The sequence below is a fragment of the Roseobacter weihaiensis genome (genome assembly GCF_020622345.1).
GTDB classification, from domain to species: Bacteria; Pseudomonadota; Alphaproteobacteria; order Rhodobacterales; family Rhodobacteraceae; genus Roseobacter; species Roseobacter weihaiensis.
This window is the reverse complement of the sequence record NZ_JACNMO010000006.1, coordinates 18534-43214: the sequence shown is the minus strand read 5'-3', so window position 1 is coordinate 43214 and position 24681 is coordinate 18534. Positions and strand designations below refer to the sequence as shown.

The window sequence follows — 24681 nt, the reverse complement described above, 5'->3', positions numbered from 1 at the left end:
CGCGCAGATCACACCGGGGGATCTCCTGTAATGCAGCGCCTCGTCCTGATTGCGGTACCCTATGCGTGGCTGCTGGCACTGTTTCTTGTGCCCTTTGCCATCGTCTTCAAGATTTCACTGTCCGATATTGCCTTGGCCATCCCGCCCTATACACCGACGCTGGACGATGGTCTGGCGACTTTCTTTGCCGCGCTGGACTTTGAAAACTTCACCTTCCTCGCCTCGGATGACCTTTATTGGAAAGCTTATCTGAGTTCGCTCCAGATCGCGTCGGTCTCAACCGTTCTGACACTCTTTGTGGCCTATCCGATCGCCTACGGGATGGCCCGCGCGCCGCAGGAATGGCGGCCCACTCTGATGATGCTTGTGATCCTGCCATTCTGGACGTCTTTTCTGATCCGGGTTTACGCCTGGATGGGGATCCTCAGCCAAGAAGGTTTCCTGAACCAGTTCCTGCTCTGGACCGGAATTGTCGGGCAGCCTCTGACCATTCTCAACACTAATATCGCGGTCTATATCGGCATCGTCTACACCTATCTGCCCTTCATGATCCTGCCGATCTATGCGGCCCTCGACAGGCTTGACGGATCGCTCATTGAGGCCGCCGAAGATCTGGGCTGTTCGCGGTTTCAAGCCTTTTGGCTGGTCACCATCCCCTTGTCCAGGAACGGCATCATCGCGGGCAGCTTTCTGGTCTTTATCCCCGCTCTGGGAGAATTCGTGATACCCTCGCTTTTGGGCGGGTCGCAAACCTTGATGATCGGCAAGGTGCTGTGGGAGGAGTTCTTTAACAACCGTGATTGGCCGGTGGCCAGCGCGGTGGCTGTGATCCTGCTGCTGATCCTGATCGTCCCCATCGTGCTCTTTCAGCGCAACCAGCAAAAACAGGCGGAGCAGGACGCATGAGCAGGCTCAGCTGGTTCAATGTCACATCGCTGACGCTGGGGTTTGCCTTTCTCTACCTGCCGATGGTGATCCTCATTATCTATTCCTTCAACGCCAGCCAGCTTGTCACTGTCTGGGCCGGGTTTTCCACCAGATGGTATGGCGAGCTGCTCCGGAACGAGGCCTTTCTGGACGCGGCCTGGGTGACAATCAAAGTCGCCATCATGTCTTCGACCCTGGCAACGGTCCTGGGCACCATGGCGGCTTACGTGCTGGTGCGCGGGGGGCGGTTCATGGGACGGACGCTGTTTTCCGGCATGATCTACGCGCCGCTGGTGATGCCCGAAGTCATCACCGGCCTGTCGCTGTTGCTGCTCTTCATCGGGATCGGTCTGGATCGCGGGGTTCTGACCATCGTGTTGGCGCATACGACCTTTTCGATGTGCTTTGTTTCGGTGGTGGTTTCGTCGCGCCTGTTGACATTTGACCGCTCGTTGGAGGAGGCCGCGCTTGATCTGGGTTGCTCGGCTTTTGACGCCTTCCGACTTGTCACCTTGCCGATTATCGCGCCTGCGGTCGTTTCAGGCTGGTTGCTTGCCTTCACGCTCAGCCTGGATGATCTGGTCATCGCGTCTTTTACCGCGGGCCCTGCAGCAACAACGCTCCCGATCAAGATCTTCTCTGCTGTCCGTCTGGGGGTCTCGCCCGAGATCAACGCGTTGTCGACGATCATGATTGCAGTCGTGACCGTCGGGGTCATAACCGCGTCGCTCGTGTCAAAACGCAGCATGGTGCGCAAGCAGAAAGAAGAACGCGCCGCCGGTCAGACCTGATGAGGCGCATCTTTGCCGCGTTTGCCTATGAAGACGTGCCGCGCAAGGGCTGCTGGTGGGATAAGACCTGCGAGATGCCCCCGACGGAAGTCTTGGAGGGTTCCCGGCGGGTGCAGGTGGCGATCATTGGCGGGGGTTTCACCGGCGTGTCTGCCGCTTTGTATCTGGCCACGGCCGGTGCCTCGGTCGCCGTGCTGGAGGCACAGGATTTTGGATGGGGTGCTTCGGGGCGCAATGGTGGGTTCTGCTGTCTTGGCGGTGGTATGGCGGAGGATGCTGAACTGGATGCGCGCTTTGGGCGTGGCGAACGGATCGCATTCCGCCAGGCTGAAAAGTCAGCCGTTTTGTTCGTGGAAAACCTTATCAGGAGATATCGGCTAGACGTGGATCGCCATTCTCAGGGTGAAACCGAGCTGGCGCATCGCCCGAAAGACATGAAAACCTTGCAGGCCAGGGCTGCGCGTATCTTCGAAAACTACGGCGTTGAGCCACAGATTATCGAAAAATCTGACCTTGAAGACCAAGGCATGAAAGGAGGCCCGTTCTTTGGTGCCCTGACCGTTCCTTTGGGGTTTGGCCTCAATCCCCGCAAATATCTTGCGGGTCTTGTGAAGGCGGCCCGGTCTGCGGGGGCCCAGCTCTTTCGGCGTAGCCCCGTTACCGGGATGACCCGCCGGGATGGGTTGCATCATCTGACCGGCCCGTCCGGCACAGTTATTGCGGAACATGTCATTGTCGCGACTAACGGCTATTCCTCAGAGGACCTGCCCGATTGGCTGGCGGGGCGCTACATGCCGGGACAATCAACGGTGTTGGTAACGCGCCCCTTGAGCAAAGCAGATCTGGAGGCGCAGGGATGGACGACGGATCAGATGTGCTATGACACGCGCCATCTGCTACACTATTTTCGCCTGATGCCGGATGGTCGGTTTTTGTTTGGCATGCGGGGTGCGCTTTTGACCGGGCCACGGGCAGAGGCTGCTGCCCGTCGTAAGGTGCGCCAGGACTTTGAAAGCCTGTTTCCCCGTTGGGCGCATATCGAAAGCCCGAATTCATGGTCGGGCATGGTCAGCCTTGCGCGAAAAAAGCTCCCCTTTGTCGGTGAAATTCCGGGTCTCAAAGGGGTGTGGGCTGCGATGTGTTACCATGGCAACGGGGTCGCCATGGGGAGCTATGCAGGCAGGCTGGCCGCGGATTTGGCGCTGGGTCGCGAGACAGGAGAGTGTCCGTCTGTCATGCGCGCGCCCTTGGCCCGTTTTCCCCTTGGCCGGGCCCGGCGTGCGCTAATGCCGCCGCTTTATGCCCAACTAATGCTGGCCGACAGGGTTTAGCTGATCTCCCCGGGTGCTTCGCGCAGACCGGCTATTTCCGATGCGAATACAATGGAGCCACCCGACAGCACAAAAGCCGTCTCGGATCCTGCGCGGCGTGCTTCTGTAATGCGTGTGTAGGTTTCTGCCGGGATCGTGCTTAAGGTCTGGCCTGTGGCGCGGCTCTCGACGGCAAAGCTGTAGTTGCCACTGGGCAATGTTGATCCATCGTCGGCAACACCCTGCCATTCGAAAGGCTCGTTTCCGGTTGGAATCTGCTCACGCAGGACTTCCTCGCCATCGGGCCCATAGGCGATCAGGAATACTTCATCCGCGCCTGCTGCCGACGTGGGCAGGATCGTAATTGGCTCACCCTCAAACGGAACAGGTGCTGTGGTGCGCGCTTCCAGCCCGATCCACGACGCGATTTGCCCGATGTTGCCCGATGTCATTTGGGCGCCTAGTGCAGTGAGCAGATCATTGGAGAGCACCTGTTGTTCCACCATTGAAAACTGCGCAAGCTGGGCGGCGTATTCCGACGAAGAGATGGGTTCCAGCGGATCCTGATACTTCGCCTGAGCTGTCAGCATTTGCAGAAAGGTCTCAAAATCCGACGATAAAACTGCGCTTGCCTGGCTTTGCGAGGCCGCAATTTGGCTGGTTGTCTGGGCTGCTTGCGTGTTGGTAATATCCATGTCTGGTCCTCTAAAGCCTGATGTCTACGCCAGTTGAGGAGGTCATTGTGCGTTCGGTCGCAACGGGCTCCTCCACCGATGTCAGATCGAGATGTGTTTGTGCGGTCTCAGGTTGCGGATCATTTCCGCCATCTCCAAAGTTTCCCCTTGTCTGACCTTCCGCAAAGGAAAAGTTGATATTGTCATATCCGATGGCCTGAAATTCGCGAGTCAGTTGGTCGATGTTTCGGCGCATCAGATCAAGCGTCTCAGGGCGCTCGGCGACCACGTTGACCGTGATGCCCGCTTCGGCTGCCGAGATATTCATTCGAACACGCCCAAGCTCCCGCGGATTGAGAGAAATCTCAACGGGCCGGTCCGGCAGTTTTTGCAGCGCTTCCGCCATCTGACGTCCGATCATCATCGGTGTGTCAGGGCGGTTCAGCGCCTGCGCCAAAGTGGCGCCTGCGGCCTGCGGCCCACTGCGGGCATCCAAAGGCGCGAGCGGGTCAAGATCGCCGAAGCTTGCCGCAGAGATTTCGGTTTTGTCCTTTACAGCTTCAAGCTTGATCTGTTGGGCCTGCAACACCTGCATCAGCGGTGCCTGTTGTCCCGGAGCCGGTTTTATTGTCGCAGCAGGCTGTGTATTTTCGCTGCGGGTCAGGCTTTCTTTTACCGGCAGATCATCTGCGGGGTCTCTCGGTGTTTCCGCATTTACGGCAGCCTTGGCCGGGTCTGCATTCTGTAGGCCAACAGGTGCTTTTGTCCCGTTTTGCAGCTGAGGCGCTGCATTGGTCACATGGTCCTGCCCGGCTTCGGGAGGTTTGCCGCCCGAAAGAGATGCCGGCAGGTCAATCGTTTCGGAATTTGCCGCAGCCTTGGTCAATACCACCGTTTCGACACTGGGTTTCGTTGCCAAGACAGGTGCCGTTTTCTCCGCCTGTGTTGATTTGACAGAAGCTTGCTCAACACCATCCACGATCTTTGATACTTGCGAGGCATCTTGAGTGCTTTGAGGTTGCCGGGCAGCGGATGCCTCTTCTGATGTGGTGGTCCTGAAAGCGGATTTATTGTCCGTGCTGTTGAGCGTGTTTTCGCCCTGCGCAGCACCGGCCGGAAAAACTTCTGGCGTCAGATCGGGTTGATCTTGCCCGGCTGTCGCCGCCTCGGTTTCAACATCAGCTGCCTTCGACGCCCCTGTTTCTTCAGCGCTTTGGTCAGCCTCGCCCTGGCTGGCAGATTCACTATCGGGCGCCTTGTCACTTTCAGCCCGGGCTGTTTTTTCGCCTATTGCCTCATACTCTTTTTCGAATTCCTGATCCGCTTCGGCGGCAGATTTTTCATTCGTGGAACTCTTGGCATTTCGCATGCCAGCCTCGGATGTGGGCGATTGGATCACTGATATTTCAAGCACTGAAGCCTCCGGGATTTCTTCCGCGTTACGATCCTATCTATGACAGTCCTTGGTTACCGCTTCTTTACCCGTTTGGTGCAAGGTTAGGAAAAATACATGCAATTGGAGATAGTTGACATGAGCGAAGTTAATCCGGTGGGACCAACCGTTCCCAACGCTGTGAATAAAGACAAGGCGTTGCGTGAGGCGGCCGAAAAAATGGAGGCCGGGTTTCTTGCAGAGATGCTCAAATCCGCCGGTCTGGGTAAAACGAGCAGTCAGTTCGGCGGCGGCGCGGGGGAGGACCAGTTCTCCTCCTTTCTGGTGCAGGAGCAAGCGATGCAGATGGTCAAGGCGGGTGGGATTGGCCTCGCCGAAGCCTTGTTCGAATCTTTAAAGGAGAAAACCAATGAGTAATACTGACTTTAGCAATGTCGTGGATGCGCTTGATGATGTTCTGGACGCGGAGCGCGAGGCACTGCTGACCGGAAATCTTGAAAAGATCGGGCGTCTGCTCGAACAAAAAGAGGCATTGATCGAAGAACTTTCGGTTCTTGAAGAGCTCGAAGCCAAACCGCTTCAGGATTTGACTGGTAAGCTGAAGCGCAACCAGGACCTGCTGGATCATGCCCTGCAAGGGATTCGCTCGGTGGCGAATCGTCTGGCGGCACTCCGGCGTGTGCGCAGTACGCTCGACACCTATGATTCCAATGGTGCAAAGCGGTCGATCAACCTGTCGCAAGATGGATCCGTCGAGAAGCGTGCTTAAGATCAATTTGCATAAAAGCCGAAGTAACAGAGGGATATGACTTTAGGACTCATTAGGGTTTTCAGGGGCATGGTGCGCTTGCATCCGAGGTCGGATGGCGCATTGCCTGCGAAGGTGAATGCATTGGTCAGAAAGACAGTTCTTATCCGGTTTGAGTAAAACCGGGTGCAAACCGCGCAAAGCGTGAATGATCAAAGGAACATGCTTATGTCGAGCATTCTTACCAACAACAGTGCAATGGTTGCACTGCAGACCCTGAAATCCATCAACATGGACCTGGGCAAAGTGCAAAGCGAAATCTCCACCGGTAAAACAGTCGAGAGCGCCAAAGACAACGCTGCCGTCTGGGCAATTTCCAAAGTGATGTCGTCCGACGTCGAAGGTTTCAAAGCGATCTCTGACTCGCTGTCGCTCGGTCAGGCAACCGTCGGTGTGGCCCTGAATGGTGCTGAATCGATCACAGACCTGCTGACAGAAATCAAAGGCAAGATCGTCAATTCTCAGGAATCGAACGTAGACCGTTCCAAGATTCAGACGGATATCGAAGCACTGACAGATCAGATCGGATCGATTGCTGGTGCGGCCCAATTCAACGGCCTGAACCTTCTTTCCGGCGGCGGAACCGTTTCAATCCTCTCTTCGTTGGACCGCGCATCTGACGGTTCCGTTACACCGAACAATATCGACGTGACGGTGCAGGACCTTGGCTCTCAGCAGCTGGAAATTGCAAGTGACGCAGTCTATGCGGCGGGTAGTGGCACCGTAGGTGCGGCAGCTGCCACTCTGAATGGCACGCAGACTCAAACGCTGGATATTTTGGGTGTCGAAGCTGGTGTTGCTTTCAGCATCGGGTTCACAGCGGCGGACGCTGACAACAGTACTTTCGACGCTGCCGCGCTGGGCAATCTTACGACGACTGCTGACGTTGCTGGTGCATCTGAAATCGTGTACGTCGCCAAGGAAGGTGATACGGCAGCAGAAGTAGGTGCCGGTCTGGCAGCCGCTTTCGCAGCTTTTGCGGCCGACCCGGCAAATGGCATCGACACCGCAGACTTGAACTTTACGGCGACGGCAACCGGTCTGTCCGCAACATCCACCACAACAACTGCTGGTGATACCATTGCGGTGCGGGTCGACTCGATGACATCTGCATCTGACGGTATGGTTGCTGGGGGTGGCCTTGCCGCGCTGGCAGACATCGATGTAACAACGTCGGAGGGCGCTACTGAAGCGCTCGAGAACATCGAGGGTCTGATTCAGACTTCAATCGATGCGGCAGCTGCGTTTGGTTCCAGCGGTCGTCAGATCGACACACAGATGGAATTTGTGGGCAAGCTGACGGACCTGCTGACATCCGGCATCGGTACGCTTGTGGATGCAGACATGGAAGCGGCTTCGGCCAAGCTTCAGGCGCTGCAAACGCAGCAGCAGCTTGGTGTACAGGCTCTGTCGATTGCCAACCAGGCACCGCAGACGATCCTGTCTCTGTTCCGTTAAGAAGATTAATACAGGGGCGCGCGACCGCGCGCCCCTGACCCAAATAACCCCGGCAAGCTGATATAAAGGTTGTATTGTGAATTCTTTTGCTCAGGCTCAACGCGCTTATGCGCCCACACAGGCCGCAACCAAAACAGCGCGAAGCAGTGAGTATGATGTTATCGCACGGATTTCTCACCGAATTAAACGGGCGCTTCAGAGAGATGACTTCGTCGCACTCGCGGAAGCTTTACATGAAAACAATCAGCTTTGGACCGCCCTCGCAGTGGATGCAGCCAACCCAGAGAACCTGTTGCCTGATGACCTGCGGGCCAGAATTGTCTACTTGGCAGATTTTACACGGCAGCATTCGCACAAAGTTCTCAGGAAGCTCGAATCCGCCGTTCCATTGCTGGAAATTAACGCCGCGATCTTGAAGGGTCTAAAGCAAGAGGTAGTAGGTAAATGAGTGGTTTGGTTTTGAAGCTTAGTCCGAAGGAACGGGTTCTGGTGAATGGGGTCGTGATCGAGAATGGTGACCGACGCAGCCGGCTTTCCATTTTGACACCTGACGCCAACATTCTCCGCCTGAGAGACGCTATTCATCCCGAAGATGCAAAAACACCAGTTCGACGTGTCTGTTTTGCCATGCAACTGGTTCTGTCTGGCGACAAGGACCCGGAAGATGCGCATCTCCCGCTTTTGCGCCAGATCGAGCAGTTGAGCCAGGTTTTTACGGATCCTGACAGCAGAAATGTACTGTCTGAGGCAACACGTGGCCTTGTGGAAGGGCAACATTACCGTGCTCTTAAAGCTTTGCGTGCGCTGCTACCACGTGAGGACAGACTCCTGGCAGCGCGCCCAAACTGATTACTTTTGCACAGCGCCAATACCGATGTGAATCTGACGGCGCTGCTTAGAACGAGTTCAAGTCACCAGATCATTTGTTGCTGTCGCTCTTGCAGCTATTGGATTTGAAAAGGTCATCTTTTTGAAAGTCGAATTGTCTTGTGATCGGGCCTGTCAGCAAAAATGTCCGGGCTTAGAAATGCACTCTTTGATGGTGGCATTTCTACACGAGTTGTATGGTCAATTTTGCTGCGCTTTCAGATCAAAAAACCACGCCACATAGCTGCGTGATCAAGTCTTGTTCCTAGAATTCAATTACTCAGTTTTTTGGCTTTACGGCTTCAAAGCCAATGCTGCATTAAGGTGTTGTAAGATTCATTCACTCCAGATTTGGCCCTGAGCGCCAGCCATTACGCTGCATATGCTCTGAAAAGAAGTATGACTTTCTGTCCGCCAGCGCACAGTTTGACAGGCTACACCCAGAGATGAACGAATTCTTTAGCGTTTACGCTGCGGAATTGGGGCGACCCCTGCTTGCCGGTAGGTTGGGGCGTGTTGGAACCTGATTGCGCCGCATGACAAGTTCGAGTTGCGTAAAGCTGTTTGCGACGCTTTGTTTTTCAGCTTTCGCCAGATAACCATCCAGGTCGGGCCAAAGTTGGATCGCTAGATCGATGTCAGAATCGCTCCCTTGCGAATATAGCCCAGCGCGTATCATCATTGCATTTTGATCGTAAATCGACAGGTACCGCCGTGTCGTTGTTATCAAATTGTTTTCTGCTTCTGTTGCGGCGCCGGGTAGGCTTCTGGAAACGGATCTCAAAACGTCGATTGCCGGATAGCGACCACGCTCAGCAATGGTCCTGTCCAGAATGACGTGCCCATCGAGAACACCTCTCAAAATGTCCGCGATCGGCTCTTCCATATCTGAGCCTGCAACGAGAACGCTGAAGATGCCCGTGATGTCGCCTTGTGCACCTTCACCCGGCCCTGCCCGCTCGCAAAGCGACATAATCAAATGCGCGGTCGATGGTGGGTAACCGCGAAGCACAGGGGCCTCGCCGGAGGCAACGGCCACTTCTCTATGTGCTTCCGCAAAGCGGGTGATCGAATCGGCGAGCAGCAAAACAGATAGTCCCTGGTCGCGAAAATGCTCCGCCACCGACATGGCAGCCCAAGCGCATCGGCGTCGGATCAGCGGCGACTGGTCAGAGGTCGCGCAGATCACGACAGCTCTTTTCAAGCCATCGGCTCCCAGTACTTCTTCGATGAAGTGTCGAAGCTCCCGACCCCGCTCGCCGATCAGCGCGATCACGACCACGTCTGCCGTCATGTTTTGTGCCAGATGCCCGAGAAGGCTAGATTTACCGACGCCGGAGCCTGCAAAAAGCCCCACCCGCTGGCCTTTTACAATCGGCAACAACGTGTTCAGAACGGCCATTCCGGTGTTCAGTCTTTCGCCCATCGCCCGCCGGCGGGCGGGCTCGGGCGGAGGGTTTCTCAATCCGCGGGCGTCCGGACCCCGTAGTAGCGGTTTGCCGTCAAGCGGGTTGCCAAAAGGATCAATCACACGACCAACCCAACCGTCAGAAGGTGCGATTCCGCGGGCCTCCAACAGGGCTGCACGGTCATTCAAGGCAACGCCGTCCGGCGCCTGGTCTGGCAGTAGCACGAGGCGATCCCCGTCCAGTTGCAGAACCTCGCCCGATAGGGGCTCTCCCTGCCTGTAAACAACGACCAGATCGCCAATTCTTGCTTTCCCTGCAAGGCCAGAGACGTGCACGACACCTCCTTCCACACGGCTGACGCGTCCGATGGAACGCACAGGGTTGAGTTCTGTGATTTGCGCGGTGAGGCCCGCAAAGGGAATCGGCTTGGTCATGTCAATCCTTTGGCTTCTGCACACTCTTTCTAAAGGAATCAGAGTTAAGTCTTGATGAAATCACATGAGGGAGAACCCCGGATGTTTGAAAATCTAGAAGTCTTCAAGATATCGCACGCGATGGCTGTTCACGCGGGCCAAAAGCAGGCGGTTACGGCACAGAATGTCGCGAATGCGGACACACCTGACTATAAGGCGCGGGATGTTGCGGCTTTCGCCGACAGCTATTTGGCCGATGGATCCAGCGTTGGCCTCAGCGGTCAAAAGGCAACGAGAGACACCCATCTCAACGGCTCTGCTGATGCCCAGATGATGGAGCCGTTCATCGACCGCAACGGTATAGAAGCGCCGAACGGCAATACCGTTTCCCTGGAAAACGAAATGCTCAAGTCCTTGGATGCAAAACGTCAGCACGACCGGGCGCTGGCGATCTACAAATCATCCATGAATATTCTGCGCGCTACGTTGAGCCGGTCATAGAGGTGTCGATCAATGAGTGAATTTGCAAAGTCTCTCAGCGTTACAACAAGTGGTTTGAAGGCGCAGGCGACACGCCTACGTCATCTGTCCGAGAATATCTCGAATGCAGATACGCCCGGTTACCGCAGAAAGCTGGTCTCTTTTGAGACTGCATTCAACGGCGGTCAAGGTGTTGCGACGGTCGAGACAGGTCCAGTGAGGCTCGATCAGAATGCGTTGGAACGAGTCTATGATCCTTCGCATCCGATGGCTGATCCGGATGGCTATTTCGATGGTTCCAACGTCGATCTGATGATTGAGCTCAGCGACGCGCGTGAAGCGCAGCGCAGCTATGAAGCGAACCTCAAAGTTTTTGAGCAAACGCGAAAAATGTCCAGCAGCTTGATGGAGCTGCTGCGCAAGTAACCAAGATAACGACTGCTCTCGGCGAAGTCCGAAGCTAACTTAAGGAGATCCAGAATGGATATGAAAGCCGTTTCCGCTATTCAGAACTTTACCAGCGCACGGGCTGCGTCTGCAATTCAAAGCTATGAGCAGGCGCGTCCCGCGACAGAACCGATGCTTGAAAACACCTCCGCATCAGAATCTTTGGGCCAGATCGCAAAAGATTTTGCCACGACACTGGCAGAGACCGAGCAGACGGCAAAGACATCTATGATCGGTGATGCAGACCCACACGCTTTGGTGCAGGCTTTGGCACAGACCGAGCTGGCCGTAGAGGCTGCCGTCAGTGTCCGGAACAAAGTCGTCGAAGCCTATCAGGAAATTCTGCGGATGCCTGTCTGATATGGCTGACCAGATCGTTTTTTTCGACACCCTAAGACATGGGCTTTGGATCGCTGTGCTGATCTCTATCCCCGTGCTGACTGCCGCTTTGATCACAGGTGTTTCGATTGGATTGGTACAGGCGCTGACGTCCATTCAAGAAATGACATTGACGTTTGTGCCAAAGCTGGCCGCGATCGTGTTGGTTTTCTGGATTTCGATGGGGTTCATGACACAGACTTTGGTGTCGTTTTTTCACGATCAAATCATCCCGCTGATTGTCGGAGGTTGAGATGGAAAATACTGGTTACACGACGATTACCCGTCAGTCCGGGTTGCTGCGTGAAATGCGTGTCGTCGCCAACAACATAGCGAACGCGGCCACATCAGGATTTCGACAAGAAGGCATGGTGTTTTCTGAATACGTGCAGTCGATTGATGGGGGTTCCAGCCTGTCCATGGGCCAGGGGAACGTACGTCACACGTCCTTCCAGCAAGGCACTCTGACGCAAACCGGCGGGCAGTTTGATTTCGCGATTGAGGGAGAGGGTTTCTTCCTTGTCGAGACCCCGATGGGTGAACGTTTGACACGCGCGGGTTCATTCTCCCCCAACGCCGATGGCGATCTGGTTACGCCTGATGGATATCGTGTTCTAGATCCCGGTGGCGCGCCGGTTTTCATTCCACCGGGGGTGTCTGATTTGGCTGTTGCCGCAGACGGCACAATTTCCAGTGAAGGAAATCCTGTCGGGCAGATGGGTTTGGTACAACCGCTAGATCCGCAAAGTATCATACGAGAAGATGGCGTCATGTTCCGGGCTGACGACGGTTATGAGCCTGCCGAACAAGGACGCATTCTGCAGAGGTTTGTCGAAAGCTCAAACGTCAATCCGATCTTACAGTTAACCCGCATGATCGAAGTCCAAAGGGCCTACGAGCTTGGGGCCAGTTTTCTGGAAGCCGAAGATGAGCGCGTCCGCCAGGCCATGCGGGCCATATCCCAATAGAATGTAGCGAGGAACTTCGTCATGAGAGCATTAAAAATTGCAGCCACAGGGATGAGCGCCCAACAGCTGCGTGTAGAGACAATCTCCAACAATCTTTCAAACATGAGCACCACGGGATACAACGCCCGACGCGCAGAGTTCGCTGATCTGCACTACCAACAAATGGCCCGCCCGGGCACCGTGAATGCAACAGACGGCACCGTATTGCCAACGGGCGTCCAGCTCGGTTTGGGCGTGCGGCCTTCTGCGGTTTCCGTGCAGTTGCAACAAGGCTCACTGAGCCAGACGGGTGGAGATCTTGATCTCGCGATTGAAGGAAATGGGTATCTTGAGATTACCCTCCCCTCCGGTCTGGCGGCCTACACGCGCGATGGTGGGCTCAAAAGAGATGGTGAGGGGTTGATCGTCACATCGGATGGATTTCCGGTGGAGCCCGAGATTGTGATTCCTGATGACGCACGCAGTATTTCGATCAACAGTGCCGGTGAAGTCTTTGCCTATTTTGCAGATGATCCTAATGCGCAGCTCTTGGGCCAATTCAATATGGCCGGTTTCACGAACCCCAAAGGGCTTGAAGCGCTGGGCGGTAATCTCTTCGCCGAGACCGAGGCTTCTGGCGCTCCTCTCATTGCGACACCGGGTGAAGATGGTCTTGGGACAGTGCGTCAGGGCTATCTTGAGGATAGTTCAGTAGATGCCGTGCGCGAAATCACGGAACTCATCGAAGCGCAGCGTGGCTATGAAATGAATGCAAAAGTGATCTCGGCGGCTGATCAGATGATGGGCGCGACGACGCAGATCCGATGAAGAGGTGGATTGGTTTCATACTCTTTTGCTGTTTTCCCGCAGCTTCACTTGCGGAGTCAGTGGTTCCCACGCGAACCATTCGGGCAAACGCCACGATTTCCGAGGCGGATGTCGCGATCAAATCAGTTGCCAACCCGAATGCCTTTTCGAGGGTGATGGATGTGATCGGGCAAGAAGCAAGAACAACGCTTTATGCGGGCAGGCCTATTCTTTTTGTCGATGTGGGTCCTCCTGCACTCATCGACCGCAATCAGATCGTCTCGCTCAAATTCAAGACAGCAGGGCTGATGATTATCACGGAAGGACGCTCATTGCAGCGTGGTGGCGTGGGGGACCGTATCCGCATCATGAACCTCGATTCCAGAACAACCTTGTTCGGTCAGGTTCAACCGGATGGAACCGTACGCGTTTTTGAATAGGAACAGATGATGAGATATTCGTTCATTGGTGCTTTGGCGACAGTCGTTGCGATCTCGGGCTGTGCTCGGTTCGATCATATTGGCAAGCCACCGTCGTTTACCCCGGCAAATGAAACCAGGGAGCATAGTGCAATGCTCTCTCCGGGGCTTCCGCTGCGTGTTGAGGCCCCGACCCCCACCGAGGCCGCTTCGCTTTGGTCTGGGGCGCGGCAGTCGCTTTTGGGTGATCGCAGAGCCATACAGCAAGGTGATATTCTCACGGTGGTCATTGAAATCGATGAGGAGGCGGAGATCTCCAACGCCACGGACCGCTCTCGGTCCGGTTCAGAAAGCCTTGGCATTCCGGAGCTATTCGGGCTTCCGCAGCGCATCGACAGAAACCTGCCAGATGGGGCGAGTCTGGCGGACTCGGTCTCGATAAATTCAAACTCTTCTTCTTCGGGTGACGGTTCGGTGAAAAGGAATGAGAAACTGACCCTCCGCGTGGCTGCAACGATTGTCGATGTTCTGCCCAACGGTGTTCTGGCAATCTCCGGAAGCCAGGAGTTGCGGGTAAATTTCGAGATGCGCGAACTGTTGGTGTCAGGCTACGTCCGCCCCGAAGATATCTCGCGACAAAACGAGATCACCTATGACAAGATCGCGACCGCGCGCGTCTCTTACGGCGGTCGCGGCCAGATTACAGACGTCCAGCAGCCAAGATTGGGACAACAAGTCCTTGATGCTGTTCTCCCCTACTAAGGTTATGACATGAAAAAGCTTCTACCAATTTTGATGCTGCTCGTCGGATCAGGTGCTGGTGTTGGCGCAGGGGTATTTTTTCGACCTGATGCCGCCCCGGTGGAAAAAGCTGATGTCGAAGACACCCCTGCAGACGAAGTCGAAAAGTCCGATGAGCCAGAGAAGGACGGGCTTCCCACGCAGGGTAAGGAATACATCAAGTTAAGTAACCAGTTTGTTGTCCCCTTGGTCGAGAATGAACGGATTGCGTCGATGGTCGTCATGACGCTCAGTGTCGAAATCCCCGAAGGTCAGGGGCAGGCGGTTTACGACATTGAACCCAAGATTAGGGATGAGTTCTTGCGCGTGTTGTTTGACCATGCTGCGATCGGTAGTTTTCGCGGCGCGTTCCTGACCAACCAGAACCTGGACACAATTCGTACCAGCCTGCGCGACGTAGCATTCAAGACCTTTGGCAAGGACCTGATAAGTGATGTGCTGATATTTGAGATTGCTCGGCAGGACTACTGACAGCTTAGTGCAGTCTACGCTTGATCTGTGGATCACATGGCACCTGGGCTTCCCTTTTATTTAAAGAGCCAGTTATTGATTGCGGTGCCGAGCAGCTTCGAGTGGCCTTTTTTCTGTTCAATTTCAGCTTGGTTCTGCATGAGTTCGCGACTTACAAGTAGCTTGCCGTAGTCTTTGCGGGCGTCTTGCAACAACATTTCTTTCTGGGCGAGGACCTGAGCGAGTTCAAGGTTCAGTGAGGTTTTCGTTCGACCCAGCCAGGCATTCCAGATCACGTCTGCACCGATTGCTTGCAGGTACTGGTGCTGCGAGGTTTCAGCAGTCCGGGCCTGTTCGTCCAGCCGCGATAGCTGTGCGCGAAGCCGCCTTTCCTGAAGGATGATCTTTGACACCGCACCTTGCTTCTTTTGAAACTTCAGGGCGAGAAGCTGTTCGATTTCTTTCATCTCCATCGCGGTCAAAAGCCTCGGCTTTTTGCTTTTTGCCGCATTGCCTCTGCAAAGCGGATTGCAGCAGCCACGGCCCGGTAATGATCGGGGGAAATCTGCGCGCCAATGTTCGTGGTCGCATGAAGCGCACGGGCCGTGGGCGGGTCGCTATGGATCGGCACGGCGTTTTCATGTGCGATTTCACGAATTCTCAGCGCGGTTTCGTCTATACCCTTTGCCACACAAATTGGCGCTTCACCGGGTTTACGTTCCCACTTCAACGCGACCGCAAAATGTGTCGGGTTGACGATAATGACGTCTGCTGACGTGACCTCCGTGGCCATTTGGGAGTTTGCAAGAGCTTGCGCACGCTGGCGCCGTTCTTGCTTCATATGTGGATCGCCTTCGCTATTTTTGGTCTCATCCATGATTTCCTTGCGGGACATTCGGTTTTTGCGAAGGTGTTCAAAATGCTGCCATATTGCATCAATCCCGCCGATAACGGCAGACACAACGACGACAACCATGAGAAACTCAACGCATATCTCTGCCAGAAGTATGACCGTTGTCTGCGGCGTGGTCTGGATCGCGGCTACCATCTGATCGAGCCGCAGGTAGAGGAATACAGCGAGGCAGATGGAGTAGATTGAGAGCTTTATAAAGCTTAACGCGAATTGAAATAGGCCATTTCTGCCGTACTTATTCTTTGCGTTTGAAATCAGCGAGATCTTGGATAGTTTCGGCTGAATTTTGACAGGGGCGAAAACAATCCCACGGGTTGCAAAAAGCGCAAGCAGAACGGCCAACGCCGGTAACGCAAAGATCGGTAACAATGCGAAATTCAGAGCACGCAGAATACCCTGCACAGGTGCGCCGGCTGCACCATCAAAGAACAGAGGGGCCAATTGTCCGGACTGATCGATCAGGACCTGGAGTGTGGATCCAAGGTGAGACAGCCCGCCCACGCCGGCGATCAGAAAGGCCATCAGCAACCCGAAATAGGCCGCGGCTGTGAGCAGTTCGTTGGACCGCGCAATCTCCCCTTTCTTTCGCGCTTCCAGGAGTTTTTGGGCGGTCGCTTCAAATGACTTGTCGGACTGGTCGTCTTGCGCGCTCATGGGGTCATCCGGAATGGGTCCGCCAAGAACCTGTCCATTTCATTGATCCAGACTGTCAACATGTAGGGTGCAGAAACCATAAGCAGCGCAAGCCCTCCCAATGTGATAACGGGTGCCCCCACAAAGGCCACCATGAGCTGCGGCATGGCACGGTTTATCGCTCCGAGCGCAAAGTTATAGAGCACTGACAAAATCACAAAGGGTGCCGCGAGCGTAAAGGCAAGCGAGAAGGCCTGTGCGACCTGATGTACGCCCCATTCCGAAATCTGAGAGGCTGCAACAAACCGACCCGTCGGAAGAAAATCATATGACAGAATGATGAGCTGAGCCGCTTTTACATGCAAACCTGTCATGACTGCCAACGCCAGCCCTGCAACAATGAGGATGTATCCCATCGCGGGCAGGGGATCTACCGCAGCGCCACCCAAGACTTGTGACAAAGATGTAGACTGAGCAGCGATTGATCCTGCGGTTTGCAAAGCGAGAATAAAGAGGCGAAGGCCCAAGCCCAGCGCGAGGCCAGACAGTGTTTCAGTTCCGATCAACAGAAATGTTTCGCCCATGCCTGCCGGAGGGGGGGAGATAGGCAAAGCCGGTGCGACAATGAGGGTGAAGCACAGGGCCACGACAAGCTTGATCCGCGTCGGGACCGTTTGTTCGCCAAATCCTGGTAAAAGCGCCGTCATGGCCCCGACACGCAGAAACACAATGAATCCGTGCCAGAGTGCGCTGTTGAGCCACGGCAGTAACTCTTCTAACGCGGTCATGCGGCAACAACCCCAACAAGCGAGGGCCGGGCGTCCAGGCCAATCTCCTCAAACGAGAGGACCGGATTGTTGATCCCCTTTGCTTTCATAACAGTTCGCATGAATCGTCTGCGCTTTGTGTTGGTCACAAGTGCTGCGTTTATCCCGTTTTTATTGGCAACCTGCAGCTTTTCCGAAACACAGTCGGCAAGATGATTGAACAGATCGGGCGGCAAGGCGATATCAAGACCGCGGTCGGCATCAACCTGATAAGTGTTAAATGTATCCTCCCATTCGGGCGCAAGCTGGATCAATGGCAGGGTTCCGTCGTCGCGGCGCATTTCTGCGACGAGTTGGAAGCCAAGCCGCTGGCGCACATGTTCACAAATCGCCTCCGGTTGCGAGTTGTGGCTCCGCGCTTCTGCAGTTGCCTCAAGGATAAGGGGAAGGTTTCTGATGGAAACCTGTTCGTCCAACAGCAGGCGAAGCACGGAATGAAGCACGTCAATGGGTACTTTGTCGGGGATCATTTCGTCCAGGAGCTTACGGTTGGCTTCTGCGCGGGCGGGGTTGGAGATGTTGGTTAACTCAGACAGCAGACGACGGAGCGACTTCAAAGTGAGCAGTCGGCTGAAATTACGTTTGACGGTTTCAAGAAGATGCGTCGCCAGAATTTCCGCTGGTGTTACAAGGGTAAGACCTTCCAGAGCTGCCTTTTCCTGATCTTTGCTGTTTATCCACCTTGCGGGGGCACCATATACCGGCTCATTGGTGTCTGTGCCACTTGGCAGGCTAACCGGCTCTTCAGGGATCAGTGCCAAGACCTGATCTGCGTTTAGTTGCGCGCGCGCCTGTTCGACCCCCTGAATTTTCAAAACGTAGGTACCGACGGGCAGAGCTGGATTATCGGTCAATCGAATCTCCGGCAGGATTAGCCCGAAAACAGATGCCACGTGGGTCCGCATATTGGTAATCCGCGCATCAAGACCGGTGCCAGGATCAAGAACCATGTTGACCAGATCTGGAGCGAATTCAACATGCACATCGTCAATCTCCAAGATATCGCCGAGCGCCTTTTCTTTTGGCAATACATCTTGTTGCTGTTCTTCTGAAACAAGCGCCAATTGTGTTTTTTGCTTTTTATGGAGTTGGAAGGCTGTAAACCCCAGAGCGGCGCCTCCCAGGATGAACGGCGTAAAAGGCAGGCCGGGAAAGAGCGCAAAAAGCGCCATCAAGACAGCTACGGTTGCAATGGCAGAGGGATGTTTGCCAAGTTGGGCGAACACTGCAAGGTCAGTTGCACCTTGAGCCCCGCCCCGTGCCAGCAACAAGGCTGACGCAATGGAAATCACAACGGCCGGGATTTGAGAGACCAGACCATCGCCTACCGTCAGAATTGCATAAGTCTCAAAGGCTTGACCGATCGGCATATCATGAACTGCGACGCCCATGATCAACCCCGCGACCAGGTTGAGCAAAGTAATCAGCAGCCCGGCAATAGCATCGCCCTTGACGAATTTGGACGCACCGTCAAGCGATCCAAAGAAGGTCGTTTCCTGCTGTTCGCGTTCTCTGCGTTCTTTCGCTTCGGTGTGCGTTATCGCACCGGCCGACATATCGCTATCGATTGCCAGTTGTTTGCCGGGCATGCCGTCCAAGGCAAACCTTGCCCCGACCTCTGCCATGCGGGTGGCGCCCTTGGTGATCACCATGAAGTTCACGATCAAAAGGACACAAAAGACCACCAGACCCAGAAAGACGCTTCCACCCATCACAAATTGAGCGAACCCTTCGATAACCTCTCCGGCCGCATCTGTTCCTGTGTGACCCTGACCAATAATCAGTTTCGTGGACGAGACGTTGAGCGAAAGTCGCAGCATGAGTGACGCGAGGAGAATGGTAGGAAATGCTGAGAAGTCGAGTGGCCGTTCGATAAACAGAGTGATGGTAAAAATCAGAATCGCGAGTGCGAAAGAAGCTGCCAGGCCAGTGTCCAAAACCCAGGCGGGCATTGGCAAAATCATCATCACGATGACTGCCATCAACGCGATCGCTAGAAGAATCGTTGGGTTGAAGAGTGCTTTGACGCTCAGGTTTTGCATGTTTACCCCCGTGTCCCAGAACGCATCAACAGACTTCCACGGGACGCCGTTGTTTCGGGGAAGAGCGAGCCGCCTGTTCTTGCCCGCGCCGTTCCTTGCAGTAATGGGAATGCATTCTGCTCTATGACGTTTGTGCTGTCGCTGGCCAAACGGACAGGAGCGTTGCGAAGTTCTTTCAGTATTGGCTTCAGTCGCGCCATATACTGGCGCGACAGTTCGGCGTTACGGGAGTGGTAGGCGCCAATCGCAGATTGCCAGTTTCCAAACTCTGCATATAGATTTTTAAGGAATTCAGCCGCGTATTGGGCGTTGGAAACTGGATCAATAATTTCCCGGAACGAAGAAAACTGAGCACCATGCCATCTATGATTAATCTGGAAGCACCCGATATCGATATTTGTGGCGCCACGGCTGTGGTGGCCGACGATATAGTTTAAGGCGTCTCGTTCGGAGTCCAGATGTATGCCGCGTCCCTCGACATTTACGGTCCAAGGCCAGGGGCCAAAAGCACCGTTTTTAGTTATGCCGCTCTCGGTTCTGGCAATGGCCTTCAAGATATCCAGCGGTACACCTGTTTCGCGAGACGCTCGTCCCGCAGCTTGATCACAGATTTTGGAAAAGTATCTTTGCTCCTCGTTGGCATAAGAGTGGTTCGCTTGGACCGAAACTATGAAGAATTGTGCGGCGATTAGAAAAACCGATACTCGTCGACTTGGCATTTAGCTCTCCAGCTGCTGCGTTCTGCAGTAGTTTAAGGGCTATCCAATTTTAGTTTATTTTGAGTAACTGTTCCCGAATTTATCTCGCAAATCTTTTCGGCTATTCAACAATGTCCAAGTCGGTCAAAAGTGTCTCTATGGTATTTCTGGCAGTGATACTGGCGCTTATCGCGTTCTGGCTTTCAGGTAAGATGTTTTCGGTGACTGTAAGATCGATTGGTTCTTCGTTAGCCATTTGACCAACAGATCCAAATACCGGCGTTGCGGGATCGACCAGTTCTGACCAATTCTCCGAGAGCCAAAGCGCTTCAGCCGCTCTATCTGCAGCCTGTACGGTTTCAAATTCCGCTGCCGCGGCGCTGCTTTCACCCAGACCTTCCAAAGCTCTTCCCCGGATCATGGCGACCTCATTTCCGTCCAGACCTTCGATTTGGTCAAGGCTTTGTGCGTAGGAACCATTCTTGAGCAGAATTTCAGCCGCGATTTTTCGTTGCTCTTGCTCCGCAGAACCGGGAGGTAAATCCTCAACAACCTGCTGAGCTTCACTGTCGAAACCAAGGCCGACAAGCCGTTTGGCGACAGCCAGTTTAGCGGACGGTTCAATTGCATCACGAAGTAGCGGGTAATGAAGGAAAAAGCCTTCTAAAAACTCTGCCCCATCTGAGTTATCTGCAAGGCTATCGAACAAGAAACTACTTAACTCATTTTTAAGCGATGCCTCTCTGGTCTCTCTATCCAACACTAAAGCTTCAAAGGCTTTTGTGAACTGGCCCGATTGGATTGATGCGAGAACGGATGCTCTAAATGTCAGATCTGCCAGGTTACTATTTCTCATCTCAAATGCATAAGCTTCGGCAAGCAGGGCGATATCGGCCGGTACCCGAGTGTTGTTGGCGACATGGCTATCGATCAGGTCTATTATCGCGATCGGTGCTTCCGCTGTATCATCTGAAATGATATCTTCCAGAATGCGATCAGCATTCTCTAACTGGCCTTCGAGCAGAGAAACTTGCGCGTCAACGATTCTGGGCTCATCAGGATCATGCTCTTCAACACGCTCGAACATCCTGATCGCTATATTTGCACTTTCTACGTCACCGTAGTCTAAAAATCTTTTACTGAGCTCTGGCCCCAAGGCGTACTTCAATGGGCTTGGAAGTTTGTCCAACGCACGCAAAGCGGCTTTTGCATTAAAGGCGCGTTCCGGGGGGATCGACGCCCCAGCCAGAATACCCCAAAGCGCAAAGTCTGAATCGCAATCTGCGAAACGATGCAGGCTTCGCGGATTTCTTGCAAACCCGTGCTCCAACACACTAGCGATATCAACCAATTCCGGATGGGCCTCAGGCAGCCCTGAAACCAGCTCCAGCGCCTGCTTGGCTTCAGCTCCAAATCCGAAATAGAGGTACATTTTCGCGCGCTTGAGCGCCTCATCTTGGTTTACGCGACCAATATCATTGAAAAGTGCAGCGTTCGATTGTGCGAGTTTTTGATTGAAATTGGTATCTGATTCCCATGACGCAATGTCTATCAGGTTGGGGTTGGGACAGGCAGCACCTGCAAGGCTTACATTAGTTTCTGCAGTTTCAGTTGGGATATCGTTGCTATTCGATATTCTTAAATTGGCCATCGGAACAACCGGTTCAACTGGTAAAATATCTGATGAATCAAAGACTTCTGGCTGATCTAGTACATCTGCTTCTTTTTTGCCAGAGGTTATGACTTCGCCATTGGCTTCGATGATGCCGCGTGATGCAGCATCTGAAAACGCGCGCAAAAGCCGATCTTGCGTTTCTTCCACCAAATCTGAAGTACGTGCATCGGTCCCTGTATCCAGAGATGTGCTACTGTTGCTCAATTCAGTGTCTGTGCCGATCTGCGGAGAGGTGTCAGGTATGTCTTCCTGATTTGGTGCCCATAAGAGATCACCATAGGCGAACGATGAGCTGGGCAGAGCCTGTCTGAACACAGGCCGTTGCTCATCGGCGCGCAAGGTAGAGCCATCTTGAATGTCCAAGACAAGAAAATTTTCCTGCTCCATGTATGCTTCCACATCGCAATTGCAGGTCAACTGGAGTTCCAACTCGGAGGGTTTTGTCAGCAGTGCTTGGAGCCTGGTCCGAGGAATGATGTCAAACGCATCGCTAACATCAAAGCCGTCTTTGAAATTCTTCAGCACCACGATGCTTCGGCCAACTTCGTTTACAAGCTCCCATTCAGCATTTTCCGGCAGTTCCATCACAAGCCGCGTGAAATCTGCATGTTCACCCGAACGGACTGTAATTGGATCAGCGTCTGCGAACTCTGCAAAGAGCAGTGCGGATGCGAATGATAATACCCCAGATAGATGCTTCATGCCGCGCCTTGCTTGACTGCCTTAAGAGCTTCTTCCAGTTCTGAAAAACTTGGGCGATGATGCGATGGCGTATTCTGACGACCGACCTCAATGCAGATATTGGTCGCATGTGCGTGTAAGTTAGCAACAAGAACCTCGCGAATTAGCTGATAAAAATGCCCGTCTTCTTCTGTGACGTTTTTAACCTTTGCTGCAAAAGGACCAACGAAGCCGTAGGCCAGGAAAACGCCCAAGAAAGTCCCTACCAATGCACCACCAATCAGCTTGCCTAATACCTCTGGCGGCTGGTCAATGGATCCCATTGTTTTGATGATTCCCAAAACCGCAGCAACGATTCCCAAAGCAGGCAGCCCGTCAGCAACGGTTTGCAATGCATGGCTGGAATGCAGCGCATGATGCATGTTTGCCTCCATGCGTTTTTCCAGCACTTCCTCAACTTGATGGGGGTCATCGTAATTCATCGACGCAGATCGAAGCGTGTCGCAAATCAATGCAATTGCCTCGTCATCTTTCAAAATCTTTTCATACTTTGAAAAAATTGCAGAGTCTTTGGGCGCCTCGATATGCTCTTCGATAGCCACTGGATTTTGACGTGCCAATCTTATGAGCTCGAAAAGCAGGCACAACAAGTCACGGTAATCGTCGTGTGACCACTTGGGCCCTTTGAACACCCGTCCCATATCGCGGGCAGTTTGTTTGATCGCAGACATATCGTTGCTGATGAGAAACGCACCAACGGCGGCCCCGCCAATCATTGTCAATTCGAAGGGAAGTGCTTTGAAGATGATTCCCATTTTGCCGCCAGCGGCCAAGTAGCCGCCGAACACCATGGCAAAAACCGTAATGATTCCGATGATTCCGATCATGACTTCCCCCTAGAACGAGTGACCCAGATAATTACAGAAGGAGGTTAAAAAACTTCACACAATCTAGCCTTTTGGTACCTGTGCATTGCGACCCGCCAAAATCACGCTGATCGTGTAGGCCGCTTGCGGCGACAGTCCAGCCATGATCGCCGCAGCCGCGTCGGGGCGCATTCTGCCAAGAAAGCCAGCAGCGAATTCAGGCTCCATTTCTTCGAACAGGGGAGCAGCGTCTTTCGGTTTCATATTTTCATAAACAGATGTCAGTGTCGCCAGATCGTCTTCTGCTGCTGTATCTGCAATCGCAAGCATTGACCGGAGCGACTCTTCGGCTTGCTGAAGAGTGCTGAGCCGCTTTTCGATTTCCTTATCAGCGACCTCGAGGGCTTTCTGGCGCACTTCTATCTGTCGTTCAAGTCTGGCGATTCGTTCTTCTCGGGCTTGAAAGGCCTTTAACATTTCAGAGATTCCATCGCGGTCTACCGGTTCTTCCAGATTTGTGGGTGGCCTATTTTCGGCCATGGCGACGGGAACCGGGCTTTCTGTCGCGACTGCCTTGCCGGCCTCACTGCCGACTCGTATCGCTGCCGACCCAAGCAGCAGACAGGAAATCAATAAAATAGAGCCACGACCATTTCGGTTTTGGAAAAATCCTATCTTCATTGCTGTCGGGCCTCCGATCCACGGTGCCGAACGAACATTGGCTCACCAGCTGTTTGCTGTGCAGGCGCCGGTTGAGGGGCGGGCGCCGCGTCGGGAGCGCGGGGAATGTCGTGCAAAGATGCCATTTGCAGCTCCAGCCGTTGCGACATTGCTTCAGCTCGAACGGTTAAATCGGTCAAGGTTTGAGCGGATACAGACGCCGTATTCTGAGCGGCTGAAAGTGTTTTGGTTAGATCATCAACCTGAGCGGAAAGCACGGCAACAGCGCCTCCAACTCCTTTTTCAAGATCATTGAACCTGTTCAACCGGCGTCCCAGAATGAAGCAGTAGATGCCAGCTCCGACCGCGCCCGCAGTCAGAAAAATATCAGCGATTATGTCCATGTCGCTCTCCTTAATTCAGTACAAATTCCATGATGAGTAGATCGTTGATCCTGCCTGGACCTGCGACAATTTGAACGCGGCGCAGCATTTGAGCACGCAGACGTGTAAGTGAAGCCGCATCTTCAATGTCCCGAACGTCGACAGCCCTGAGATAGCTGTTCAAAACATCCACGATGCGTGGAACAACTGTTTCGACGTCCGAGGCATATTTTTTTTCAACTTCCAGCTCTGCCCGAAAGCGCAGATGCTTATATTTGCTGCTCGGTGGCATCGACACCGTCAAAGGATCTAACGGTACAAAGGCGATATCTTTGAAACCGCTCAAAGGTTCCATTTCCGTGGTTTCTTCCTTTGGTGATTCGGATGCGAGGATCAAACCCTGAGACGTTGCATAGAACCCGCCACCGCCACCCAGAAGTGCAAGGACAAGCCCGATTATTAAGGGCAGTTTCCCTCCCTTTGGGCGCTCCGCTGTGTCTGGTATGGCTGCGTCAGTCATATTC

Annotated in this window: 30 protein-coding genes; 17 read left to right on the top strand and 13 right to left on the bottom strand. The window is 53.9% G+C overall.

Annotated elements, in window-relative coordinates; all coding sequences use genetic code 11:
• Positions 1–30: 30 nt before the first annotated feature.
• The 3 genes from H7847_RS08710 to H7847_RS08700 are packed head-to-tail and all read left to right on the top strand — an operon-like array spanning position 31 to position 3049.
• Positions 31–906: an ABC transporter permease subunit gene (locus tag H7847_RS08710; protein WP_227269064.1), complete on the top strand. Its 876-nt coding sequence runs from the start codon at positions 31–33 to the stop codon at positions 904–906.
• Positions 903–1718 carry an ABC transporter permease gene (locus H7847_RS08705; RefSeq protein ID WP_227269062.1) on the top strand — a complete coding sequence of 272 codons (816 nt, stop codon included), beginning with the start codon at positions 903–905 and terminating at the stop codon, positions 1716–1718. The genes H7847_RS08710 and H7847_RS08705 overlap by 4 nt, the downstream gene beginning before the upstream one ends.
• Positions 1718–3049 carry an NAD(P)/FAD-dependent oxidoreductase gene (locus H7847_RS08700; protein WP_227269061.1) on the top strand — a complete coding sequence of 444 codons (1332 nt, stop codon included), beginning with the start codon at positions 1718–1720 and terminating at the stop codon, positions 3047–3049. Before H7847_RS08705 ends, H7847_RS08700 begins: the two co-directional genes overlap by 1 nt.
• Here H7847_RS08700 and H7847_RS08695 read toward each other — a convergent pair.
• Entirely contained in the window at positions 3046–3723 is a 678-nt protein-coding gene (locus H7847_RS08695) for a flagellar hook capping FlgD N-terminal domain-containing protein (RefSeq protein ID WP_227269059.1), read from the bottom strand. The genes H7847_RS08700 and H7847_RS08695 overlap by 4 nt on opposite strands.
• 10 nt (positions 3724–3733) lie before the next feature.
• Positions 3734–5116, bottom strand: a complete 1383-nt coding sequence (locus tag H7847_RS26990) for a flagellar hook-length control protein FliK (protein WP_227269058.1) — start codon at positions 5114–5116, stop codon at positions 3734–3736.
• A gap of 117 nt (positions 5117–5233) precedes the next feature.
• Between H7847_RS26990 and H7847_RS08685 the strand changes: the two genes are divergently transcribed.
• The 5 genes from H7847_RS08685 (at position 5234) to flbT (ending at position 8210) form a co-directional block, all read left to right on the top strand.
• The gene (locus H7847_RS08685) at positions 5234–5512 is read left to right on the top strand and encodes a rod-binding protein (protein ID WP_227269056.1); all 279 of its coding nucleotides are present in this window, start codon (positions 5234–5236) and stop codon (positions 5510–5512) included.
• Positions 5505–5864, top strand: a complete 360-nt coding sequence (locus tag H7847_RS08680; protein ID WP_227269055.1) for a flagellar biosynthesis protein FlgN — start codon at positions 5505–5507, stop codon at positions 5862–5864. The genes H7847_RS08685 and H7847_RS08680 overlap by 8 nt, the downstream gene beginning before the upstream one ends.
• Positions 5865–6071: 207 nt before the next feature.
• Positions 6072–7361, top strand: coding sequence for a flagellin (locus H7847_RS08675; protein ID WP_227269054.1), 1290 nt, complete (start codon positions 6072–6074; stop codon positions 7359–7361).
• Positions 7362–7437: 76 nt separating this feature from the next.
• Positions 7438–7809, top strand: a complete 372-nt coding sequence (gene flaF, locus H7847_RS08670; RefSeq protein ID WP_227269052.1) for a flagellar biosynthesis regulator FlaF — start codon at positions 7438–7440, stop codon at positions 7807–7809.
• The gene (flbT, locus tag H7847_RS08665; RefSeq protein ID WP_227269051.1) at positions 7806–8210 is read left to right on the top strand and encodes a flagellar biosynthesis repressor FlbT; all 405 of its coding nucleotides are present in this window, start codon (positions 7806–7808) and stop codon (positions 8208–8210) included. Before flaF ends, flbT begins: the two co-directional genes overlap by 4 nt.
• 484 nt (positions 8211–8694) lie before the next feature.
• Here flbT and H7847_RS08660 read toward each other — a convergent pair whose 3' ends face one another.
• Positions 8695–10071 carry a FliI/YscN family ATPase gene (locus H7847_RS08660; RefSeq protein WP_227269047.1) on the bottom strand — a complete coding sequence of 459 codons (1377 nt, stop codon included), beginning with the start codon at positions 10069–10071 and terminating at the stop codon, positions 8695–8697.
• Positions 10072–10152: 81 nt separating this feature from the next.
• On the opposite strand from H7847_RS08660, the gene H7847_RS08655 reads away from it, so the two are divergent.
• The 9 genes from H7847_RS08655 to H7847_RS08615 are packed head-to-tail and all read left to right on the top strand — an operon-like array spanning position 10153 to position 14800.
• On the top strand, positions 10153–10551 hold the full coding sequence (locus tag H7847_RS08655) for a FlgB family protein (RefSeq protein ID WP_227269046.1): 399 nt from the start codon (positions 10153–10155) through the stop codon (positions 10549–10551).
• A 12-nt stretch (positions 10552–10563) separates the two neighbouring features.
• A complete protein-coding gene (flgC, locus tag H7847_RS08650) occupies positions 10564–10956 on the top strand; it encodes a flagellar basal body rod protein FlgC (RefSeq protein ID WP_227269045.1) in 393 nt (130 codons plus the stop codon).
• Positions 10957–11010: 54 nt separating this feature from the next.
• The gene (gene fliE / locus H7847_RS08645; protein WP_227269044.1) at positions 11011–11337 is read left to right on the top strand and encodes a flagellar hook-basal body complex protein FliE; all 327 of its coding nucleotides are present in this window, start codon (positions 11011–11013) and stop codon (positions 11335–11337) included.
• Between the two features lies 1 nt (position 11338).
• Positions 11339–11608 (top strand): flagellar biosynthetic protein FliQ, encoded by a 270-nt coding sequence (locus H7847_RS08640; protein ID WP_227269042.1) that lies wholly within the window; start codon positions 11339–11341, stop codon positions 11606–11608.
• 1 nt (position 11609) lies between these two features.
• On the top strand, positions 11610–12323 hold the full coding sequence (locus H7847_RS08635; protein ID WP_227269041.1) for a flagellar hook-basal body complex protein: 714 nt from the start codon (positions 11610–11612) through the stop codon (positions 12321–12323).
• Positions 12324–12344: 21 nt separating this feature from the next.
• Positions 12345–13130, top strand: a complete 786-nt coding sequence (gene flgG / locus H7847_RS08630; RefSeq protein ID WP_227269039.1) for a flagellar basal-body rod protein FlgG — start codon at positions 12345–12347, stop codon at positions 13128–13130.
• Complete coding sequence (gene flgA, locus H7847_RS08625) at positions 13127–13549, top strand: flagellar basal body P-ring formation chaperone FlgA (RefSeq protein WP_227269038.1); 423 nt, start codon at positions 13127–13129, stop codon at positions 13547–13549. The genes flgG and flgA overlap by 4 nt, the downstream gene beginning before the upstream one ends.
• A 9-nt stretch (positions 13550–13558) precedes the next feature.
• Complete coding sequence (gene flgH / locus H7847_RS08620) at positions 13559–14290, top strand: flagellar basal body L-ring protein FlgH (protein WP_227269037.1); 732 nt, start codon at positions 13559–13561, stop codon at positions 14288–14290.
• A 9-nt stretch (positions 14291–14299) separates the two neighbouring features.
• The gene (locus H7847_RS08615) at positions 14300–14800 is read left to right on the top strand and encodes a flagellar basal body-associated FliL family protein (protein WP_227269035.1); all 501 of its coding nucleotides are present in this window, start codon (positions 14300–14302) and stop codon (positions 14798–14800) included.
• A gap of 56 nt (positions 14801–14856) precedes the next feature.
• Here the strand turns inward: H7847_RS08615 and H7847_RS08610 are convergent, their stop codons facing one another.
• From H7847_RS08610 to H7847_RS08565, 10 genes are all read right to left on the bottom strand, one after another.
• Positions 14857–15252: a hypothetical protein gene (locus H7847_RS08610; RefSeq protein WP_227269261.1), complete on the bottom strand. Its 396-nt coding sequence runs from the start codon at positions 15250–15252 to the stop codon at positions 14857–14859.
• A gap of 5 nt (positions 15253–15257) precedes the next feature.
• The gene (gene flhB, locus H7847_RS08605; protein ID WP_227269034.1) at positions 15258–16346 is read right to left on the bottom strand and encodes a flagellar type III secretion system protein FlhB; all 1089 of its coding nucleotides are present in this window, start codon (positions 16344–16346) and stop codon (positions 15258–15260) included.
• Positions 16343–17113, bottom strand: coding sequence for a flagellar biosynthetic protein FliR (locus tag H7847_RS08600; RefSeq protein WP_227269032.1), 771 nt, complete (start codon positions 17111–17113; stop codon positions 16343–16345). Before H7847_RS08600 ends, flhB begins: the two co-directional genes overlap by 4 nt.
• Positions 17110–19194, bottom strand: a complete 2085-nt coding sequence (flhA, locus tag H7847_RS08595) for a flagellar biosynthesis protein FlhA (protein ID WP_227269030.1) — start codon at positions 19192–19194, stop codon at positions 17110–17112. The genes H7847_RS08600 and flhA overlap by 4 nt, the downstream gene beginning before the upstream one ends.
• Before the next feature lie 2 nt (positions 19195–19196).
• Positions 19197–19913 (bottom strand): transglycosylase SLT domain-containing protein, encoded by a 717-nt coding sequence (locus tag H7847_RS08590; RefSeq protein ID WP_227269029.1) that lies wholly within the window; start codon positions 19911–19913, stop codon positions 19197–19199.
• A 100-nt stretch (positions 19914–20013) separates the two neighbouring features.
• Positions 20014–22269: a hypothetical protein gene (locus tag H7847_RS08585; protein WP_227269028.1), complete on the bottom strand. Its 2256-nt coding sequence runs from the start codon at positions 22267–22269 to the stop codon at positions 20014–20016.
• On the bottom strand, positions 22266–23135 hold the full coding sequence (gene motA / locus H7847_RS08580; protein WP_227269026.1) for a flagellar motor stator protein MotA: 870 nt from the start codon (positions 23133–23135) through the stop codon (positions 22266–22268). Before motA ends, H7847_RS08585 begins: the two co-directional genes overlap by 4 nt.
• Before the next feature lie 63 nt (positions 23136–23198).
• Positions 23199–23795, bottom strand: a complete 597-nt coding sequence (locus H7847_RS08575) for a MotE family protein (protein ID WP_227269025.1) — start codon at positions 23793–23795, stop codon at positions 23199–23201.
• Entirely contained in the window at positions 23792–24178 is a 387-nt protein-coding gene (locus H7847_RS08570; RefSeq protein WP_227269024.1) for a hypothetical protein, read from the bottom strand. The genes H7847_RS08575 and H7847_RS08570 overlap by 4 nt, the downstream gene beginning before the upstream one ends.
• A 10-nt stretch (positions 24179–24188) precedes the next feature.
• The gene (locus tag H7847_RS08565; RefSeq protein ID WP_227269022.1) at positions 24189–24677 is read right to left on the bottom strand and encodes a flagellar basal body-associated FliL family protein; all 489 of its coding nucleotides are present in this window, start codon (positions 24675–24677) and stop codon (positions 24189–24191) included.
• Between the last annotated feature and the right edge of the window lie 4 nt (positions 24678–24681).